Annotated in this window: 15 protein-coding genes; 4 read left to right on the plus strand and 11 right to left on the minus strand. The window is 70.6% G+C overall.

All coding sequences use genetic code 11. From position 1 onward, the window contains the following. Positions 1-278 (plus strand): hypothetical protein (locus tag VFL64_RS02445; RefSeq protein WP_489538794.1); only part of this gene is annotated, 278 nt, incomplete at its 5' end. A 123-nt stretch (positions 279-401) separates the two neighbouring features. On the opposite strand, the gene VFL64_RS02450 is transcribed toward VFL64_RS02445, so the two are convergent. Then, positions 402-1490 (minus strand): hypothetical protein, encoded by a 1089-nt coding sequence (locus VFL64_RS02450; RefSeq protein ID WP_489538795.1) that lies wholly within the window; start codon positions 1488-1490, stop codon positions 402-404. Between the two features lie 164 nt (positions 1491-1654). Here VFL64_RS02450 and VFL64_RS02455 point away from each other — a divergent pair, with 164 nt between their 5' ends. The 3 genes from VFL64_RS02455 to VFL64_RS02465 all read left to right on the plus strand — a co-directional run bounded on the left by VFL64_RS02455 (position 1655) and on the right by VFL64_RS02465 (position 4876). Then, on the plus strand, positions 1655-2638 hold the full coding sequence (locus tag VFL64_RS02455; protein WP_489538796.1) for a helix-turn-helix transcriptional regulator: 984 nt from the start codon (positions 1655-1657) through the stop codon (positions 2636-2638). 179 nt (positions 2639-2817) lie between these two features. After that, positions 2818-4491: a hypothetical protein gene (locus VFL64_RS02460; RefSeq protein WP_489538797.1), complete on the plus strand. Its 1674-nt coding sequence runs from the start codon at positions 2818-2820 to the stop codon at positions 4489-4491. A gap of 85 nt (positions 4492-4576) precedes the next feature. Beyond that, entirely contained in the window at positions 4577-4876 is a 300-nt protein-coding gene (locus tag VFL64_RS02465; protein ID WP_489538808.1) for a DUF427 domain-containing protein, read from the plus strand. Between the two features lie 67 nt (positions 4877-4943). On the opposite strand, the gene VFL64_RS02470 is transcribed toward VFL64_RS02465, so the two are convergent. The 10 genes from VFL64_RS02470 to VFL64_RS02515 form a co-directional block, all read right to left on the minus strand. Continuing rightward, entirely contained in the window at positions 4944-6002 is a 1059-nt protein-coding gene (locus tag VFL64_RS02470) for an extracellular catalytic domain type 1 short-chain-length polyhydroxyalkanoate depolymerase (RefSeq protein WP_489538798.1), read from the minus strand. A 90-nt stretch (positions 6003-6092) separates the two neighbouring features. Continuing rightward, positions 6093-7301 carry an ABC transporter permease gene (locus VFL64_RS02475; protein ID WP_489538799.1) on the minus strand — a complete coding sequence of 403 codons (1209 nt, stop codon included), beginning with the start codon at positions 7299-7301 and terminating at the stop codon, positions 6093-6095. Beyond that, positions 7301-8029, minus strand: a complete 729-nt coding sequence (locus VFL64_RS02480) for an ABC transporter ATP-binding protein (RefSeq protein ID WP_489538800.1) — start codon at positions 8027-8029, stop codon at positions 7301-7303. Before VFL64_RS02480 ends, VFL64_RS02475 begins: the two co-directional genes overlap by 1 nt. Further along, positions 8026-9336: an efflux RND transporter periplasmic adaptor subunit gene (locus tag VFL64_RS02485; protein WP_489538801.1), complete on the minus strand. Its 1311-nt coding sequence runs from the start codon at positions 9334-9336 to the stop codon at positions 8026-8028. Before VFL64_RS02485 ends, VFL64_RS02480 begins: the two co-directional genes overlap by 4 nt. Next, the gene (locus VFL64_RS02490) at positions 9333-10796 is read right to left on the minus strand and encodes an efflux transporter outer membrane subunit (protein WP_489538802.1); all 1464 of its coding nucleotides are present in this window, start codon (positions 10794-10796) and stop codon (positions 9333-9335) included. The genes VFL64_RS02485 and VFL64_RS02490 overlap by 4 nt, the downstream gene beginning before the upstream one ends. Positions 10797-10967: 171 nt before the next feature. Then, positions 10968-13010, minus strand: coding sequence for an oxidoreductase (locus VFL64_RS02495; RefSeq protein ID WP_489538803.1), 2043 nt, complete (start codon positions 13008-13010; stop codon positions 10968-10970). 48 nt (positions 13011-13058) lie between these two features. Then, complete coding sequence (gene bioF, locus VFL64_RS02500; protein ID WP_489538804.1) at positions 13059-14204, minus strand: 8-amino-7-oxononanoate synthase; 1146 nt, start codon at positions 14202-14204, stop codon at positions 13059-13061. Positions 14205-14219: 15 nt separating this feature from the next. Beyond that, a complete protein-coding gene (locus VFL64_RS02505; protein ID WP_489538805.1) occupies positions 14220-14765 on the minus strand; it encodes an outer membrane beta-barrel protein in 546 nt (181 codons plus the stop codon). A gap of 88 nt (positions 14766-14853) precedes the next feature. After that, entirely contained in the window at positions 14854-15513 is a 660-nt protein-coding gene (gene bioD, locus VFL64_RS02510) for a dethiobiotin synthase (protein ID WP_489538806.1), read from the minus strand. Next, positions 15510-16021, minus strand: a 512-nt coding sequence (locus VFL64_RS02515; RefSeq protein ID WP_489538807.1) for an aminotransferase class III-fold pyridoxal phosphate-dependent enzyme, incomplete at its 5' end; no start/stop codon positions are given. The genes VFL64_RS02515 and bioD, both read right to left, overlap by 4 nt.

Raw genomic sequence — 16021 nt, forward strand, 5'->3', positions numbered from 1 at the left:
CGCACGCAGCCCCCAAGCCCTGCGCTGCTCGACGGCTCACCAAGGGGCCCGAAGAGAAAGCTCGCCTTCGGCATCGTGTCCCGGCTCGCTTCGCTTTGCCTTGGAAAGACGGTTCAGCCGAAGCGAAGCGAGGCGAGACGAAGAGTAGTGCTGTCGCAGCAGATGTTCGGCCGATCCTGTGGCACGGCGAAGACAAGCCGAGGAGACTTGAAGCCACGCAGTTCGGCCAGATGAAGAGCGCCTTTGCTTTGGTTACTTTCATTTGGCGCGACAAATGAAAGTGACCCGCCCGCCGGGGCGGACTCCCGGCGCACCCGTTGGAAGTAGGAAGAAACACACCACGCACAGCGGGCACGAGGCTTCGATACCTCAGCCCGAACGGACTGAGGCACACGAAGCCATCACCCGAGCAGCGACATCTGCCGCGGCACGGCACTGCGCTTGCGCAACACCGCATGCGGCACATACCCCCGTGTCTCCAGGTTCCACCCCTCCGTCGCCGACCCATCCTCTATCTGCTGCACCCGCACTGTCCCCAGCTTCTTGGCACTCGCCTTGGCCACCAGCGCTTCGCACTGCGCTGGCGAGAGCTGCCGCGCAAACGCCGTCCAACGCTGCAGCGCGAGGGGGTTGCGCCAGGCGTCTTCAATCGCCCAGCGCTGGGCCTCGGGCGTGGCGTTCCTGCTGGCCTCGAGCACGCGCGGCAGCAAGGCGTGGAAGAACGTCTGGAAGTCGCGCTTGAGCGTCTTGCCCGGCAGCAGGTCTTCGAAGCGCGCCATGCGGTGGCTCCAGCCCGGCGTGAGCAGCTGCTGGCTGATGAAGGCCTGCAGCGCCTGCACCGGGTTGAACAGGCGCAGGCGGTTGGGCGGCAGCACCAGCATGGGCAGCGCGGCGGCCACCTCGTGGTGCAGCGACTCGACGTAGCTGCACAGCACCGCCACGCGCGACCACTGCTCGGCGCTCAGGCCATCCACGCCGCCGAGCCGGCCTTCCTCGATGCGGTGCACCTGGTCCAGCGCCTCGCGGAAGCCGCGCGCCGCCTTGGCGTGGTTGGCTTTGGTGCTCATCACGGCGAGGTTGCCGGCCGCATAGCCCGCATCGCTGCGCACGCGGTCGATCGACGCATCGGTCCCCTCCAGCGTGGCGCTGCTGAGCGGCATGCGGGTGATGGGGCAGTGGCCCACGTCGATCTGCTGCAGGTAGTGCGGAGTGACCTGGACCAGCTCGACGCTGCGGCCGCGCAGCCAGGCGTGCAGGCGCAGCTGCAGCCACTTGCGCACGTGGCGCGTGGGCTCCAGCGTGCGCGTGCCGAAAGTGGCCTGGCCGGCGAGCCAGCCGCTGCGCAGGGGCGACGGCTCCTGGGCGTACGGAGCCGGCGGGTTGACGTGGTAGTGCGCGTAGTCCCAACCCAGCTCGAAGCCGATGTGCTCGTGGGTGGTGAGGCTGGTGTGTGCGTTGAGGCGCGTGTCGGTGTTGAGTTCGGTCGTCATGTCGGCTCCGTTGAGGTTCGCTGCACCGATGCAGCGATGGAGCCAGTGTTGCGGCCGGGTGGCTCATTGCGTGAGCTACCAAATGCTGTGGCGAATCCGCCTCAGCGGGTATGCTCGCCGCAGGTGGCTCATCTGGTGAGCCAGTGACATGAGATCAGTGCGCCATGGACCGGACCGAACGCTTCTACAAGATCGAACTGCTGCTGCGCGGCCGCGGCTGCGTGAGCTTCGAGGCGCTGCGCGAGGAGCTCGATGTCTCCCCCGCCACGCTCAAGCGCGACCTGCAGTACCTGCGCGACCGGCTGAGCGCGCCCATCGTCTACGACCGCTTCGACAACGGCTACCGCTTCGAGCAGGCCGCCGCCGGCGCGGGGCCGCGGCACGAGCTGCCGGGCCTGTGGTTCAGCGAAAAGGAGATCACCGCGCTGCTCACCATGCACCAGCTGATGGCCGGCTTGGACGACGACGGCGTGCTGTCGCGCCACCTGCAGCCGATGATGGACAAGCTGCAGGGCATGCTGGGCGCCGACGAGAGCGAGGCGCGCGAGCTGATGCGCCGCGTGAAGGTGATCTCCACCGCGCGCCGGCGTGCGCCCAGCCGTCACTTCGAGCTGCTGGGCAGCGCGCTGGTGCAGCGCAAGCGCGTGTGGCTGCGTTACTTCAAGCGCAGCGACCGCAGCACCAGCGAGCGCGAGGTCTCGCCGCAGCGGCTGGTGAACTACCGCAACACCTGGTACCTGGACGCGTGGTGCCACGCGAGCGAGGGCCTGCGCCGCTTCGCGCTCGACGCGATCCAGGAAGCTCAGCCGCAAGACAGCAAGGCGCGCAACGTGGCCGTGAAAGACCTGGAGGCCGAGCTCGATGCCGGCTACGGCATCTACAGCGGGGCCGGTGCGCAGGTGAAGTGGGCCACGCTCGTGTTCCAGGCCGACGCCGCGCAGTGGGTGGCGGTGGAGGAGTGGCACGCGCGACAGCAGGGCCGCTGGCTGGACGATGGCCGCTATGAACTGCGCGTGCCCTACACCGAGCCGACCGAGCTGGTGATGGACATCCTGCGCCACGGCGACAGCGTGGAGGTGAAGGGCGACAAGGCCTTGGTGGGCCTGCTGCGCGAGCGCTTGCGCAAGGCGGTGGCGCAGTACGCCTGAGGGGGTTTCGTCAATTCGAAGGATGCGCGAAGGGCTGCGCGTCCTTAGCCTGCCCCCTGTTTTTCGGGCGGTGTCTGCGCCGTGGGGTTTCGCCCGCATCCCCCTGAACAGGTGGGGTGTCTGCCGAAGGCTGACGGCAAACTTGCACGGCTGTCCAAATCACACTCAGGGAGTTGACCATGTCTCGTCTTGCCTCATTGATGTTGTCGGTGGCCTCGCTCGCCACGCTCGCCGCCTGCGGGGGTGGCGGGGGTTCCGACAGCCCGCCACCGCCGGCGCCGGGAGTCAGCCTGAGCGGCGTGGCCGCCACGGGCGCGGCCCTGGCGGGTGCGACCGTCGAGGCCAAGTGCCGCGGGGGCAGCACCGGTTCGGCCACCGCGGCTGCCAACGGCAGCTACAGCATCGCGCTCAGCACCGGAAGCCTGCCCTGCATGCTGCGCGCCACGAGCGGTGCCACGGTGCTGCATTCGGTGGCCCAGGGCGGCGGCACAGCCCACCTCACGCCGGCCACGCAGCTCATCGTCGCCAGCATCGCCGGCACGACGCCTGCCGCGTACTACGGCGCCTTCAACGACGCGGCTGCCGATGCGCTCACCCCGGCGCGCGTGCAGGCCGCGCACGCCAACATCGTCTCGGTGCTGACCCAGGGCGGCGTCAACGCCTCGACCGTCGGCAACCTGCTCAATGGCACGCTGGTCGCCGCCGTGGGCGGCACCGCCGGCAACGCCTACGACCAGGCGCTGGACGCACTGGCGCTGCGCCTCACGGCGCGCGGCTTGAGCTTGGCCACCCTGACCGACCAGGTGGTGCGCGCCTCGCCGGCCAACACCACCCAGACCACCAACACGGCCTCGCTGCCGCCGCAGGCGCTGCTGCAGCCGGCCTCGGCGACCTGCAGCGCGCTGCGCAGCGGCACCTACCGCGTCATCGTGCCGCAGCTGGCCAACGCAGGCGAGTATTCGACGGGCACGGGCACGTTCAACGCCACGACCGGGGTCTTCACCGACGAAGACGGCCCCAACCAGTTCACCCCCACCGGCACGCCCTGCAGCTTCACGACCGCCAACGGGGCCGAGCTCGTGGTGTCGCAGGCGGGGGTGGTGGCGATCCGCACGATGGAAGCGGGCGGCGTGCGCCGCCTCGGCATTGCCTTCCCCGAGCAGGTGCATGCGGTGGCCGACCTGGCGGGCGCCTGGCAGTCGATCGGCTTCGAGCGTGCCGACAACGGCACCTACTACGCCGATTCGTCGAGTGCCAGCCTGAGCGCTGCTGGCGCGCTGACCAACCTGTCGTACTGCGAGAACATCACCACCTGCCAGGCCATCAGCGGCTTGAACATCAACGTGTCGGTCAACGCCAGTGGCGGCTTCAACCTGGTGAACAGCACCGAGAACTGGACCGATCGCCTGTTCGCCTACCGCGCCGGCAACGGCGACCTGATGCTGGTGGTGCTGGCCGGCAACGGCAGCTTCAGCATCTGGACGCCGCAGCGCGCCACCTCGCCGGTGGCCGTGGGCACGCGCCAGCTGTCGTGGGGCCTGTGGGCCGGCATCAACCTGCAGGCCACCTCGGCCATCGCGGTGAACGACTACAACGTGACAGCGGCCGATGCAACCACCTGGACGCGCGTGGCAGCCTCCGATGGCCACAGCGAGACCGTCACCGCCAACAGCCCGCGCAATGGCTGGGTGTCGCGCGCCGATGGCACCGCGCCCACCACGGGCGGCGGCACGGTGACCGTGCGCGGCTTCAACGGCCTGGTGGTACGTGGCATGGGCATGTCCGCCCTGTCGTTGCCAACGCTGAACAACGGCAGCGGCAGCGGCTCGTATTACCTGTCGGTCAACCAGTAGACCGCCGCGTTTGCGCCTGGCACCCAAAGCCCGCCGACCGGCGGGCTTTTTTCATGGCTTTGCGGTTCCGTGGCACGCTGCGGCCCTGCAACGAAGGAGCCCCATGAAAGCCACCTGGAACGGCGTGACCCTCGCCGAGAGCGACGACACCGTGGTCGTCGAAGGCAACCACTACTTCCCCGAGAGCAGCCTGAAGCGCGAGTACGTGAGCTTCAGCAACCACCGCACGAGCTGCCCCTGGAAGGGCCAGGCGTACTACTACAGCCTGTTCGTCAACGGCGAGATGAACCCCGACGCGGTTTGGTACTACCCCGAGCCGAGCGAGGCGGCCGCGCAGATCAAGGGGCGGGTGGCGTTCTGGAAGGGCGTCAAGGTCGAGGCTTAGCAGGGCCGGCGCCGGGCCGCCCCAAGCCGGCCGCTCCCCTTGGGGGACGGATGACGCCCGCGTCAGCCTAGGGGCTTGCCAACCTCTGCCCGCTGAAGAAGCGCAGCATCTCGCGCGAGGCATCCGGCCCCTGGGCATCGGTGTAGCTGCCCTTGGGGCTGCCGCCCTGCCAGGCGTGGCCGCTGCCCTGCACCAGCCAGTGCTCGGCGATGAGCCCGCCGCTGGCGTCGCGGAATCGGCTGCGCACCCAGGTGTGGCCGCCTTCCGACACGCCGGTCTCCACTTCCGACGGCACTTCGCCGGCGAGCAGCAGCTCGCTGTTGCGCGGGTGCACGGTGGTGTCGTGGTCGCCGTGGAAGACGATCAGCGGCAAGCGCGGCGCCTGGGTGGCGCCGCGCGGGCCGTGCTTCATCGCCTGGAAGGCGGTGGCCACGTCGTGCGCCGCGCCCTGCGGCAGGCCCGAATGCACGCCCACCGCAGCGAAGAGGTCGGGGTATTCGTTGGCCAGGATGGCCGCCATCGCGCCCCCGGCAGAGAGCCCGGCCACGTAGACGCGTTCGGCGTCGGCCGCGTGGGTCTTCATCACGTGGCGGGTGATGGCCGCCAGCAGCGCCGGCTCGCCCTGGCCGCGCTGCTGGTCGCCGGGCTGAAACCAGTTCCAGCATCGGTGGCCGTTGGATCGCGGCGGCTGGGCCGGGTAGAGCACGCGCCAGCCGCGTTCCTGCGCGACCTCGTTCATGCGCGTGCCGATGGCGAAGTCGTCCGGGTTCTGCTTGCAGCCGTGCAGCATCAGCACTAGGGGCGCGGCCTGGTCGTCGGCCAGGCCGGCGGGGCAGAAGAGCTTGTAGTGGCGCAGGCCCTGGGCGGTGGCGAAGGGCAGCTCGTCGAAGCGGGCGGGCGTGGGCGGAGCCGGGGTGGCCGGCGCGTCGAAGGACGGCTCGATCTCGCGCACCAGGCCGTCGAGCACGATCACGCTGTCGGCCGCTTCGGCGGGCGCCGCCGCCGGCTCGGTGCGGTGGAGGTGCAGGGCGCGCTGGATGGCCTGGGTGGCTTCGGCCAGGCTGCCGCGCCGGGTCAGCGTGGTGGCCTGGGCCATCAGCTTGGCGAACGGGTGGTCTGGTTTCATGGAATTTGTGCGGTGCAGCAAAGCCCACAGGTTAGCCGTTCGGGATTTGGCACGGGTGCGCGAAAACCCTGTCCGCCGGTCAGAAATCGGCTATTCGTGACGTAAGGCCTCGATCGGGTCGAGTTGCGCCGCCCGGCGTGCCGGGAAGAAGCCGAACACCACGCCGATGCCGGCCGAGAAGGCGAACGAGAGCAGGTTGATGGCGGGGTCGAACACATAGGGCACGCCCATCACGTGGGCCAGCGCGATCGACGCGCCCGTGGCCAGCACGATGCCCACCAGCCCGCCCAGCGCGGCCAGCGCCACCGCCTCGATCAGGAACTGCAGCAGCACCTCGCGCTCCAGCGCGCCGATGGCCAGGCGCAGGCCGATCTCGCGGGTGCGCTCGGTCACGCTGACCAGCATGATGTTCATGATGCCGATGCCCCCCACCAGCAGGCTCACCGCGGCCACCGCGCCGAGCAGCGTGGTCAGCACCTGCGTCGTGCCCGAGAGCGTGTCGGCGAGCTGCTTGGTGTCGAGCACGTTGAAGTTGTCGTCGTCGGCCTCGGCCAGCTTGCGGCGCTCGCGCAGCAGGCGGTTGAGGCTGGCCTTGACGCTGTCGGCGTCGCTGCCGTCCTTCATCGACACCAGCAGCGTGTTGACGCGCTGGTTGCCGGTGACGCGCCGCTGCAGCGTGCGCAGCGGCACCACGACCACGTCGTCCTGGTCGTTGCCCATGGCGGCCTGGCCCTTGGAATTGAGCACGCCGATCACGGTGCACGAGAACTGCTTGACGCGCACCTGCTCGCCCAAAGCGCTGCGGCCGCCGAACAGCTCGCGCTGCACCGTCTGGCCGACGATGCACACGGCGGCGCCGGCCTGCAGCTCTTCGTCGCTGAAGCGGCGGCCCTCGCTCGCGATGGTCCAGTTGCTGATGTCGAACCAGCTGTTGCTGCTGCCGGTGACGTTGGTGGCCCAGTTGCGGCCGTTGGCCACCACGGTGACCGCGGCGCGCGCTTCGGGCGCCACCGCCTGCACGCCGCCGATCTGCGTGGCCACGGCCTGCGCGTCGGTCTCCTTGAAAGAGGGCGCACCGGCACCGCCGCCCGGGCCCATGCGTTGGCCGGGGCGCACCATCAAGAGGTTGGTGCCCAAGCTCGAGATCTGCTGCTGCACCGCCAGCGTCGCGCCGTTGCCCAGCGTGACCATGGTGATGACCGCGCTCACGCCGATCACGATGCCGAGGATGGTGAGGAAGGAGCGCAGCAGGTTGCGCCGGATCGAGCGCAGCGCGAGCAGCAGGGTGCTGAGCCACATCAGTGCAAGGCCTCCGTGCTGCGGGCCGCCACCGGATGCGGGTTGGGCTCGTCGCTGGCGATGCGCCCGTCGACGAAGCGCACCACGCGCTTGGCATAGGCCGCCATGTCGGGCTCGTGCGTGACCATCAGCACCGTGATGCCACGCTCCACGTTGAGCCGCCACAAGAGCTCCATGATCTCCACGCTGCGCTGGCTGTCGAGGTTGCCGGTGGGCTCGTCGGCCAGCAGCACGGCGGGCTGGGTGACGATGGCGCGTGCGATGGCCACGCGCTGCTGCTGCCCGCCCGAGAGCTGGTTGGGCATGTGGTGCTCCCAGCCGGCCAGGCCCACCGAAGCCAAGGCTTCCCTGGCGGCCTCGCGGCGCGTGGCGGCGTCTTCGCCGCGGTAGAGCAGGGGCAGCTCCACGTTCTCCTGCGCCGAGGTGCGGGCCAGCAGGTTGAAGCCCTGGAACACGAAGCCCAGGTAGCGGCGGCGCAGGCGCGCCCGCTGGTCGCGCGTCAGGTTCTCGACGTGCACGCCCTGGAACAGGTACTCGCCGGCGCTCGGCCGGTCGAGGCAGCCGAGCGTGTTCATCGCGGTCGACTTGCCCGAGCCGCTCGGGCCCATCACGGCGACGAACTCGCCAGCGTGCACGGTCAGGTCCACGCCTTTCAGGGCGAGCAGGGCGACGTCGCCTTCGCCGTAGATGCGCTTCACGCCACGCAGCTGGATGAGGGGTTCACTCATTTGGCGTTTCCGCTGCGCTGGTCGGTCATGACGGCCATGCCTTCCTTCAGCTCCGGGCTGCTCACCTCGGTCATGCGGCCGTCCGTGATGCCGGATGTGACGGTGATGGCCACCGGCGCACCGTCGCGCAGCACCCAGACCTGGCGGGTGGCGGCGGTGCTGGCGCTGGTGTTGTTGTTCCCTCCGGCGCGGCGTGGTGCCATGCCGCCCGGCGGGCGCGGCATCAGGCTGGTCAGCACGCTTGCGCCCTTGCTGTTGGAACCACTTCGCGCCTGTGCCGGCGTGAAGCGCAGCGCGGTGTTGGGCACCAGCAGCACGTCCTTGCGTTCGGTGGCGGTGACGGTCGCCGTGGCCGTCATGCCGGGGCGCAGGCTCATGTCGCTGTTGTCCACGTCGAGGTAGGTCACGTAGGTGACCACGTTCTCGGTGATGGTCGACCCAAAGGCCACGCGCGTCACGCTGGCCGGGTACTTGCGGCCCGGGTAGGCGCTGACGGTGAAGCTGGCCTTCTGGCCGACCTGCACCGCGCCCACGTCGGCCTCGTCCACGCTGACCTGCAGGCGCAGCTGCGTGAGGTCTTCGGCGATGGTGAAGAGCGTGACGGCCTGCAGCGAGGCGGCCACCGCGTTGCCGGGGTCGACCGTGCGCGTGAGCACCACGCCGTCGGTGGGCGAGCGGATCGAGGCCTTCTTCAGGTTGGTCTCGTCGGTGGAGAGTGCGGCCTGCGCATCGGCCACGGCTGCGCGGGCGGCGGCTTCGTCGGCCGCAGCGCGCTCGGCGGTGGCGCGGCCGGTGTCGAGCTCGGCCTTGGAGGGCACCTTGCCGCCCGAGAGCTGGGCCACCTCTTCCAGCCGCGCCAGGTTGCCCTGCGCTTCCTTCAGCGTGGCCGTGGCCTGCGCGACCTTGGCGCGCGCCGAGGCGAGCGAGGCGCGCGAACGCAGGATCTGGTCGGACAGCTTGGCCGTGTCGAGCTCGACCAGCACCTGGCCCTTCTTGACGCGGTCGTTCACGTCGACCAGCACGCGCGACACGGTGCCGGAGAGTTCGCTGCCGATGTTGACCGAGCGCGTGGGCTGCAGCGTGCCGTTGGCGGTGACCTGCAGGGTGAGGTTGCCGCGGCTGACCGCCTGTGTGGCGTAGCTGGGCGCGGCCTGGGCCTCGCGGCCCGAGAGCCACACCGCGGCGCCGGCGATCGCCGCCATCAGCGTGGCGGCGGCGAGCCAAGTTGCGGGCCGGCGCCACCACGGGCGGGGAGGCGGCTCGTCGAGCAGGGCGGCGAGGTCTTGGGGGTTCGTGTTGGCGTTCATGTGTCGTCACCCCGGCGCATGCCGGGGTCCACAGGTGACAGTGAGGTGGGTGTGGCCAGTGGATCCCGGCCTTCGCCGGGATGACCACCTTCCCAGCCGCCGCCCAGGGCCTTGTAGAGGCGCACGTGGTCGGCGCTGAGCTCGGCCTGCGTGCTGGCCACGGCGTCCTGCGTGGCGAGCAGCGAGCGCTGCGTGTCGAGCACGGTCTGGAAGTCGACCAGGCCGCTGCTGTAGCGGTTCGTGGCGAGCAGCGCGGCCTGCTCGGCCGAGTCGCTGGCGTTGCGCAGGCGTTGCAGGCGCTCTCGGTCGCCGCGCAGGGCGGCCAGCGAGTCCTCCACCTCCTGCAGCGCGTTGAGCACCACCGCCTGGTAGGCGACGCGCGCCTGCTCCAGGCCGGCCTCCTGCGAGCGCACCTGGGCGCGCGCCGCACCGCCATCGAACAGCGGCACCGAGACGCTGCCGAGCAGGCCACTCACCAGCGAGGCACCGCTCGTGAGCGAGCTGAGCGCGATGGCCGACAGGCCCACCGAGCCGCTCAGGTTGAAGCTGGGATAACGCGCCGCATCGGCCTGCGACACGCGTGCGAGCGCCGCGGCGACCTGCTGCTCGGCGGCGCGCACGTCGGGGCGCTGGCGCAGCGTCTGCGCGGGGATGCTCAGCACCAGGTCGTCGGCCGGCAGGGGCACCGGCACGGCGGCCTCGACCTTGGCCTGCAGCGCGGTGGGCGCCTGGCCGGTGAGCACGGCCAGCGCGTGCTGGGTCTGGGCGATGCTGGTCTGCAGCGTGGGGATCAGCGCGCTGGTCTGCTCGGTGGCGGTGCGCGATTGCGCGAGGTCGAGCGAGGTGGCGAGGCCCGCCTGCACCCGCCACTCGGTGATCTGCAGCGTCTCCTGCTGGCTCGCGAGGTTGCTGCGCGCGAGCGCCAGGCGCGCCTGCGCGCCGCGCAGCTGCATGTAGGCCACCGCCACCTCGGCGGCGATCGACACCTGCGTGCTGGCGAGCGTGGCCTGGCTGGCGCGGGCATCGGCCTCGCTGGCGGAGAGCGCGGCCTGCTTGCCGCCGAAGAGGTCGGGCTCCCAGCTGGCGTCGAAGCCGGCGTGATAGCTGTTGCCGGCCGGCGCGTCGCCCACCTTGTTGCGCTGGGCCGATGCCGAGGCGCCGAGCGTGGGGCCGAGCTGGGCCGACTGCACGTCGCGCAGCGCACGCGCCTGGGCCAACGCGGCCTGCGCGCTGCGCACGGTGGTGTTGGCCTGCAGGGCCTGCGTGACGAGCTGGCTCAGCTGCGGGTCGTTGAAGCGCTGCCACCAGCCGGCGAGCGCGGTGGCGTTGTCAGTGGCCGGTGTGGCCGTCCATTGCGCGGGCACGGCCACCCCGGGCAACGGCTCGTGGCGCGCGGTGAGCGAGGCGCAGCCGCTGAGGGCCAGGGCCACGGCGACGGCAAGCGGGGAGGCGAGTCTCATGGCTGACCAGTGTGGTCAGCGCATGTGTGGCGGGTGCGTCCCCCGTGTCAACGCATGTAAAGCAACCCGCATGTCATACCGGCCCTTCGGCAGGCTCAGGACAGGCCGACCTTCGGTCGCGCCGGTATCCACCCGTGGCAGTGGACCCCGGCGTCCGCCGGGGTGACGGTTCTACAGCGAGGCCGCCAGCCGCGTGCCCTGGTCGATGGCACGCTTCGCGTCGAGCTCGCCCGCCTCGTCGGCCCCGCCGATCAGGTGCGTGGGGATGCCGGCCGCGCGGAAGGGCTCCAGCAACTCGCGCAGCGGCTCCTGGCCGGCGCACAGCACCACGGTGTCGCACTCGATGAGCTGGCCGTCGCTGCGCTTCTCGCCGTAGGTGACGAACAGGCCCTGCGGCGTGATGCGCTCGTAGTTGACGCCGCCGATCATCTCCACCTGCTTCATCTGCAGCGCCGCGCGGTGGATCCAGCCAGTGGTCTTGCCGAGTCCCTTGCCCAGCTTGCCGCTCTTGCGCTGCAGCAGCGTCACCTGGCGGGCCGGCGGCGTGGGCTGGGCGCGCACGACGCCGCCGCGCACGGCCTCGGGGTCGGCCACGCCCCACTCGGTGAGCCACTCCTGCAGGTTCAGCGTGGGCGAGTGGCCGGGTGCGGTGACCAGGTACTCGGCCACGTCGAAGCCGATGCCGCCGGCGCCGACGATGGCCACGCGTTGACCCACGGGCTTCTTGTGCAGCAGCACGTCGACGTAGCTCAGCACGTTGGGGCCGTCGCTGCCGGGGATCTTGGGGTCGCGCGGCAGCACGCCGGTGGCGAGGATGACCTCGTCGAACTCGCGCAGGTCGTCGGCCGCCACGCGCGTGTCGAGCGAGAGCGTGACGCCGGTCTCGTCGATGCGCTGGCGGAAGTAGCGCAGCGCCTCGACGAACTCCTCCTTGCCGGGGATGCGCTTGGCCATGTTGAACTGGCCGCCGATCATCGATGCGGCCTCGAACAGGTGCACGGCGTGGCCACGCTCGGCCAGCGTGGTGGCGGCGGCCAGCCCGGCCGGGCCGGCGCCGACCACGGCGAAGCGTTTCTTCTTCGGGGCCATGCGGATCACGAGTTCGGTCTCGTGCCCCGCGCGCGGGTTGACCAGGCAGCTCGCGAGCTGAGACTTGAAGGTGTGGTCCAGGCAGGCCTGGTTGCAGGCGATGCAGGTGTTGATGGTCTCGCTGCGGTTGGCCGCGGCCTTGTTGACGAACTCGGCGTCGGCCAGCAGCGGGCGCGCCAGGCTCACCATGTCGGCGCACTCGTCGGCCAGCAGCTGCTCGGCCACCTCGGGCATGTTGATGCGGTTGCTGGTGATGAGCGGGATGTTGATCCCTGCGGCGCGCAGCTCGCGGCGCATCTTCTGCGTGACCCAGCCGAAGGCGCCGCGCGGCACGCTGGTGGCGATGGTGGGCACGCGCGCCTCGTGCCAGCCGATGCCGGTGTTGATGATCGTCGCGCCGGCCGCGGCGATGGCCTTGGCCAGCTGCACCGCCTCGGCCCAGGAGCTGCCGTGGGGGATCAGGTCGAGCATCGACAGGCGGTAGATGAGGATGAAGTCGGGCCCCACCGCCTCGCGCGTGCGGCGAACGATCTCCACCGCCAGGCGCATGCGGTTCTCATACGAGCCGCCCCATTCGTCTTCACGCTGGTTGGTGTGGGTGACGAGGAACTGGTTGATGAAGTAGCCCTCGCTGCCCATCACTTCCACGCCGTCGTAGCCGGCCTCGCGCGCCAGCTTGGCGCAGCGCACGAAGGCGCGGATCTGCCGTTCGATGCCGCGGGCGCTCAGTTCGCGCGGCGTGAAGGGCGAGATCGGGCTCTGGATGCGCGAGGGCGCCACGCAGAAAGGCTGGTAGCCGTAGCGCCCGGTGTGCAGGATCTGCAGCGCGATCTTGCCGCCCTCGGCGTGCACGGCGTCGGTCACCGTCTTGTGGCGCCTGGCCGCACCGCTGGTGGTGAGCATGCCGGCGAAGGGCTTGGCCCAACCTTCGATGTTGGGTGCGAAGCCGCCGGTCACCATCAGGCCCACGCCGCCGCGCGCGCGCTCGGCGAAGAAGGCGGCCATGGCCGGGAAGTGCTTGCGCCCGTCCTCCAGGCCAGTGTGCATGCTGCCCATCAGCACGCGGTTCTTGAGGGTGGTGAAGCCGAGGTCGAGCGGCGCGAGCAGGTGGGGGTAGGGGTGCATGCGCGCGATGGTAGGGGCGGGGCCCCGCTCGCGACAGGGGAGTGCTCCCTAGGCTGCCTGCAGGGCGGCGAGCAGGCGGTCGATGTCGGCCTCGCTGTGGGCGGCCGAGAGCGAGATGCGCAAGCGCGCCGTACCTTCGGGCACGGTGGGCGGTCGGATGGCGGGCACCCACAGGCCCTGCCCCTTGAGCGAGGCCATCACGGCCAGCGCCTCGGCATTGCCGCCGACGATGAGCGGCTGGATGGCGGTGGGCGAGGCCGGGTGCTGCCAGCGCAGCCCGGCCGTGCCGGCGCGCAGGCGCGCGATCAGCCGGGCGAGGTGCTCGCGGCGCCAGCCTTCGGCGGCGATCACCTTCAGGCTTTCGCGCACCGCCTGCACCACCATCGCCGGCGCGGAGGTGGCGAAGATGTAGGTGCGCGCGCGCTGCAGGATCCATTCGACCGCCGCGTCGTCGCCCGCGACGAAGGCACCGGACACGCCGGCCGCTTTGCCCAGCGTGGCCATGTAGATGAGGCGGGGTGATTGCAGCCCGAGGTGCGCCGCCGTGCCGCGGCCTTCCGGGCCGAGCACGCCGAAGCCGTGCGCGTCGTCGATCATCAGCAGCGCGTCGTGCTGCTCGCACAGCGCGAGCATCTCGCGCAGCGGCGCGATGTCGCCATCCATGCTGAACACGGCGTCGGTGACGACGAGCTTGCGGGCCGCGGGTGAGGCGGCCAGCTGCCGCGCCAGCGCGGCCAGGTCGTTGTGCGGAAAGATGTGCGACTCGGCGCGCGAGAGGCGCACGCCGTCGATCAGGCAGGCGTGGTTGAGCGCATCGGAGAACACCGCATCGCCGCGGCCCACCAGCGCCGGGATGATGCCGGTGTTGGCCATGTAGCCCGAGCCGAAGTAGAGTGCGCGTTCGCGGCCGGCGAAGGCGGCGAGCTCGTGCTCCAGCGCCTCGTGCGGGGCCTCGTGGCCGCTCAGCATGGCCGAGCCGGTGGAGCCCGTGCCGTACCGCGCGGCCGCCTCCTGCGCCGCGCGGATCAGCGCCGGGTGCTGGGCCAGGCCGAGGTAGTCGTTGCTCGCGAAGGACAGCACCGGCTGGCCGTCGACCCGCAGGTGCGGGCCGTCCTTGGCCTCCACCACGCGCCGCGTGCGGCGCAGGTGGGCGGCGTCGAGCGCCGCAAGCCGGGCGTCGAAGTCGTGGCTCAACTCAGGACGCGAAGATCAGAACGCGTAGCTGACACCGATGGCGAACAGCGTGGCGCCGCCCGAACCGCGCGGGTAGTCGAAGTTGGTGTAGTCGAAGCTGCCGGTCAGGCTGAACTGCGGTGTGAGCGCGTAGCCGACGGCCAGGCCGAAGTAGGGCTGGATGCTGCTGTCGGACGAGGAGCTGGAGAAGACGCTGGTGTTGGCGTCGTAGTCAGCGTCGGTCGACGCCAGGCCCAGGCGGCCGATGCCGGTGAGCTTGGGGGCCAGCGGGAGGCTGAACGCGGCGCCCACGCCCAGCGCCCTGCCCTTGTAGCTGCCGGAGAAGCCCGGTGCGCCGAGGCTGACCTTGCCGAAGTCGGTGTAGCTCACTTCGCCGGCGACGATGGGGGTGAACTTGTAGCCCGCGTAGAGCTTGATGCCCGTGTCGCTCTTGTCGCAGCTGGACCAGCCGGAGCAGCTGACATCCTGGTTGGTGAAGCCGCCGGCAGCGCCGACGTAGAGCTGGGCCATGGCGGAGCTGGAAGCGAGGAGGACAGCGAGTGCCAGAAGGGTCTTTTTCATGTGTGTTCCTGAGTGAGGGTGCCGAACGAGGCGGCGAATTCTAGGAGCGCCAGGCAGAACGATTGCTACAACACGTAGCCACCGGCATTCAGCGCAGCCACTGCACTGCCGAGGGCTGTGGCTGTGCCATGCGCGGTACATCGGCCCACAGCGGCGCGCCCAGCCGCTCTTGCAGGTAGGCGATGTTGTCCTCCTGCCCTTGCATCTGCGGGTCGATGCGGTTGGCGACCCAGCCGGCGAGCGCGAGTCCACGGGCGCGGATGGCTTCGGCGGTGAGCAGGGCGTGGTTGAGGCAGCCCAGGCGCAGGCCGACCACCATCAGCACCGGCAGCTGCAGGGCCTGGGCGAGGTCGGCACCGGTCTGCCTGTCGTTGAGCGGCACGTGGAAGCCACCGGCGCCTTCGACCACCACGGCGTCGGCCTGCGCGGCGAGCTGGCGGTAGCGGTCGACCAGCAGCGGCACCTCGATGCGCACGCCGGCGGCGCGGGCCGCGAGGTGCGGCGACATGGGCAGCGGCAGGCAGTAGGGGTTGTCGAGCTCGCGCGGCACCTGGATGGAGCCGGCGGCGCGCAACGACTGCGCGTCTTCGTTGTCTTCACCGCTCGCGGTCATCACGGTGCCGGCGGCCACCGGCTTCATGCCGACCACGCGCGCGTGCTGCGTGCTCAGGTGCAGCAGCAGGGCGCAGCTGACCAGCGTCTTGCCGACTTCGGTGTCGGTGCCGGTGACGAAGTAGCCAATGGTCATGTCAGGGACTCGTTCAAGGCCGCGAGCGCCCCGCTGGCCAGCCACGCGCTCTCGGCTTCGTCGATCACATAAGGCGGCATGAAGTACAGCGTGCTGCCGATGGGGCGCAGCAGCAGGCCGTGCGTGAGAGCCGCAGCGTGGTAGCGGCGCGAAAAGGTCGGGTCGGAGGTGTCCACGTCGAAGGCCCACAGCATGCCGAGTTGGCGCGAGCGCTGCACGCGCGGGTGGTCGGTGAGTGGTTGGCACTGCGCAGTGAGCCGCGCGGCGGTGGCGCGGTTGCGCGCCATCCAGTCTTCTTGCTCGAAGATCTCCAGCGTGGCCAGCGCGGCGCGGCAGGCCAGCGGGTTGCCGGTGTACGAATGCGAATGCAGGAAGCCGCGCGCGGTGCGGTCGTCGTAGAAGGCCTCGTACACCGTGTCGGTGGTGAGCACGGCCGACAGCGCCAGCGTGCCGCCGGTCAGGCCTTTGGAGAGGCAGATGAAGTCGGGCCGGATGCCGGCCTGCTGGT

The organism is Rhizobacter sp., from assembly GCF_035702065.1.
Classification (GTDB): Bacteria; Pseudomonadota; Gammaproteobacteria; order Burkholderiales; family Burkholderiaceae_C; genus Rhizobacter.

Excerpts from the sequence above, each read along its gene's own strand:
- VFL64_RS02450 (WP_489538795.1), bottom strand. The coding sequence starts at position 1,490 with ATGACGACCGAACTCAACACCGACACGCGCCTCAACGCACACACCAGC.
- VFL64_RS02455 (WP_489538796.1), top strand. The coding sequence starts at position 1,655 with ATGGACCGGACCGAACGCTTCTACAAGATCGAACTGCTGCTGCGCGGC.
- VFL64_RS02460 (WP_489538797.1), top strand. The coding sequence starts at position 2,818 with ATGTCTCGTCTTGCCTCATTGATGTTGTCGGTGGCCTCGCTCGCCACG.
- VFL64_RS02470 (WP_489538798.1), bottom strand. The coding sequence starts at position 6,002 with ATGAAACCAGACCACCCGTTCGCCAAGCTGATGGCCCAGGCCACCACG.
- VFL64_RS02475 (WP_489538799.1), bottom strand. The coding sequence starts at position 7,301 with ATGTGGCTCAGCACCCTGCTGCTCGCGCTGCGCTCGATCCGGCGCAAC.
- VFL64_RS02480 (WP_489538800.1), bottom strand. The coding sequence starts at position 8,029 with ATGAGTGAACCCCTCATCCAGCTGCGTGGCGTGAAGCGCATCTACGGC.
- VFL64_RS02485 (WP_489538801.1), bottom strand. The coding sequence starts at position 9,336 with ATGAACGCCAACACGAACCCCCAAGACCTCGCCGCCCTGCTCGACGAG.
- VFL64_RS02490 (WP_489538802.1), bottom strand. The coding sequence starts at position 10,796 with ATGAGACTCGCCTCCCCGCTTGCCGTCGCCGTGGCCCTGGCCCTCAGC.
- VFL64_RS02495 (WP_489538803.1), bottom strand. The coding sequence starts at position 13,010 with ATGCACCCCTACCCCCACCTGCTCGCGCCGCTCGACCTCGGCTTCACC.
- VFL64_RS02505 (WP_489538805.1), bottom strand. The coding sequence starts at position 14,765 with ATGAAAAAGACCCTTCTGGCACTCGCTGTCCTCCTCGCTTCCAGCTCC.
- bioD (WP_489538806.1), bottom strand. The coding sequence starts at position 15,513 with ATGACCATTGGCTACTTCGTCACCGGCACCGACACCGAAGTCGGCAAG.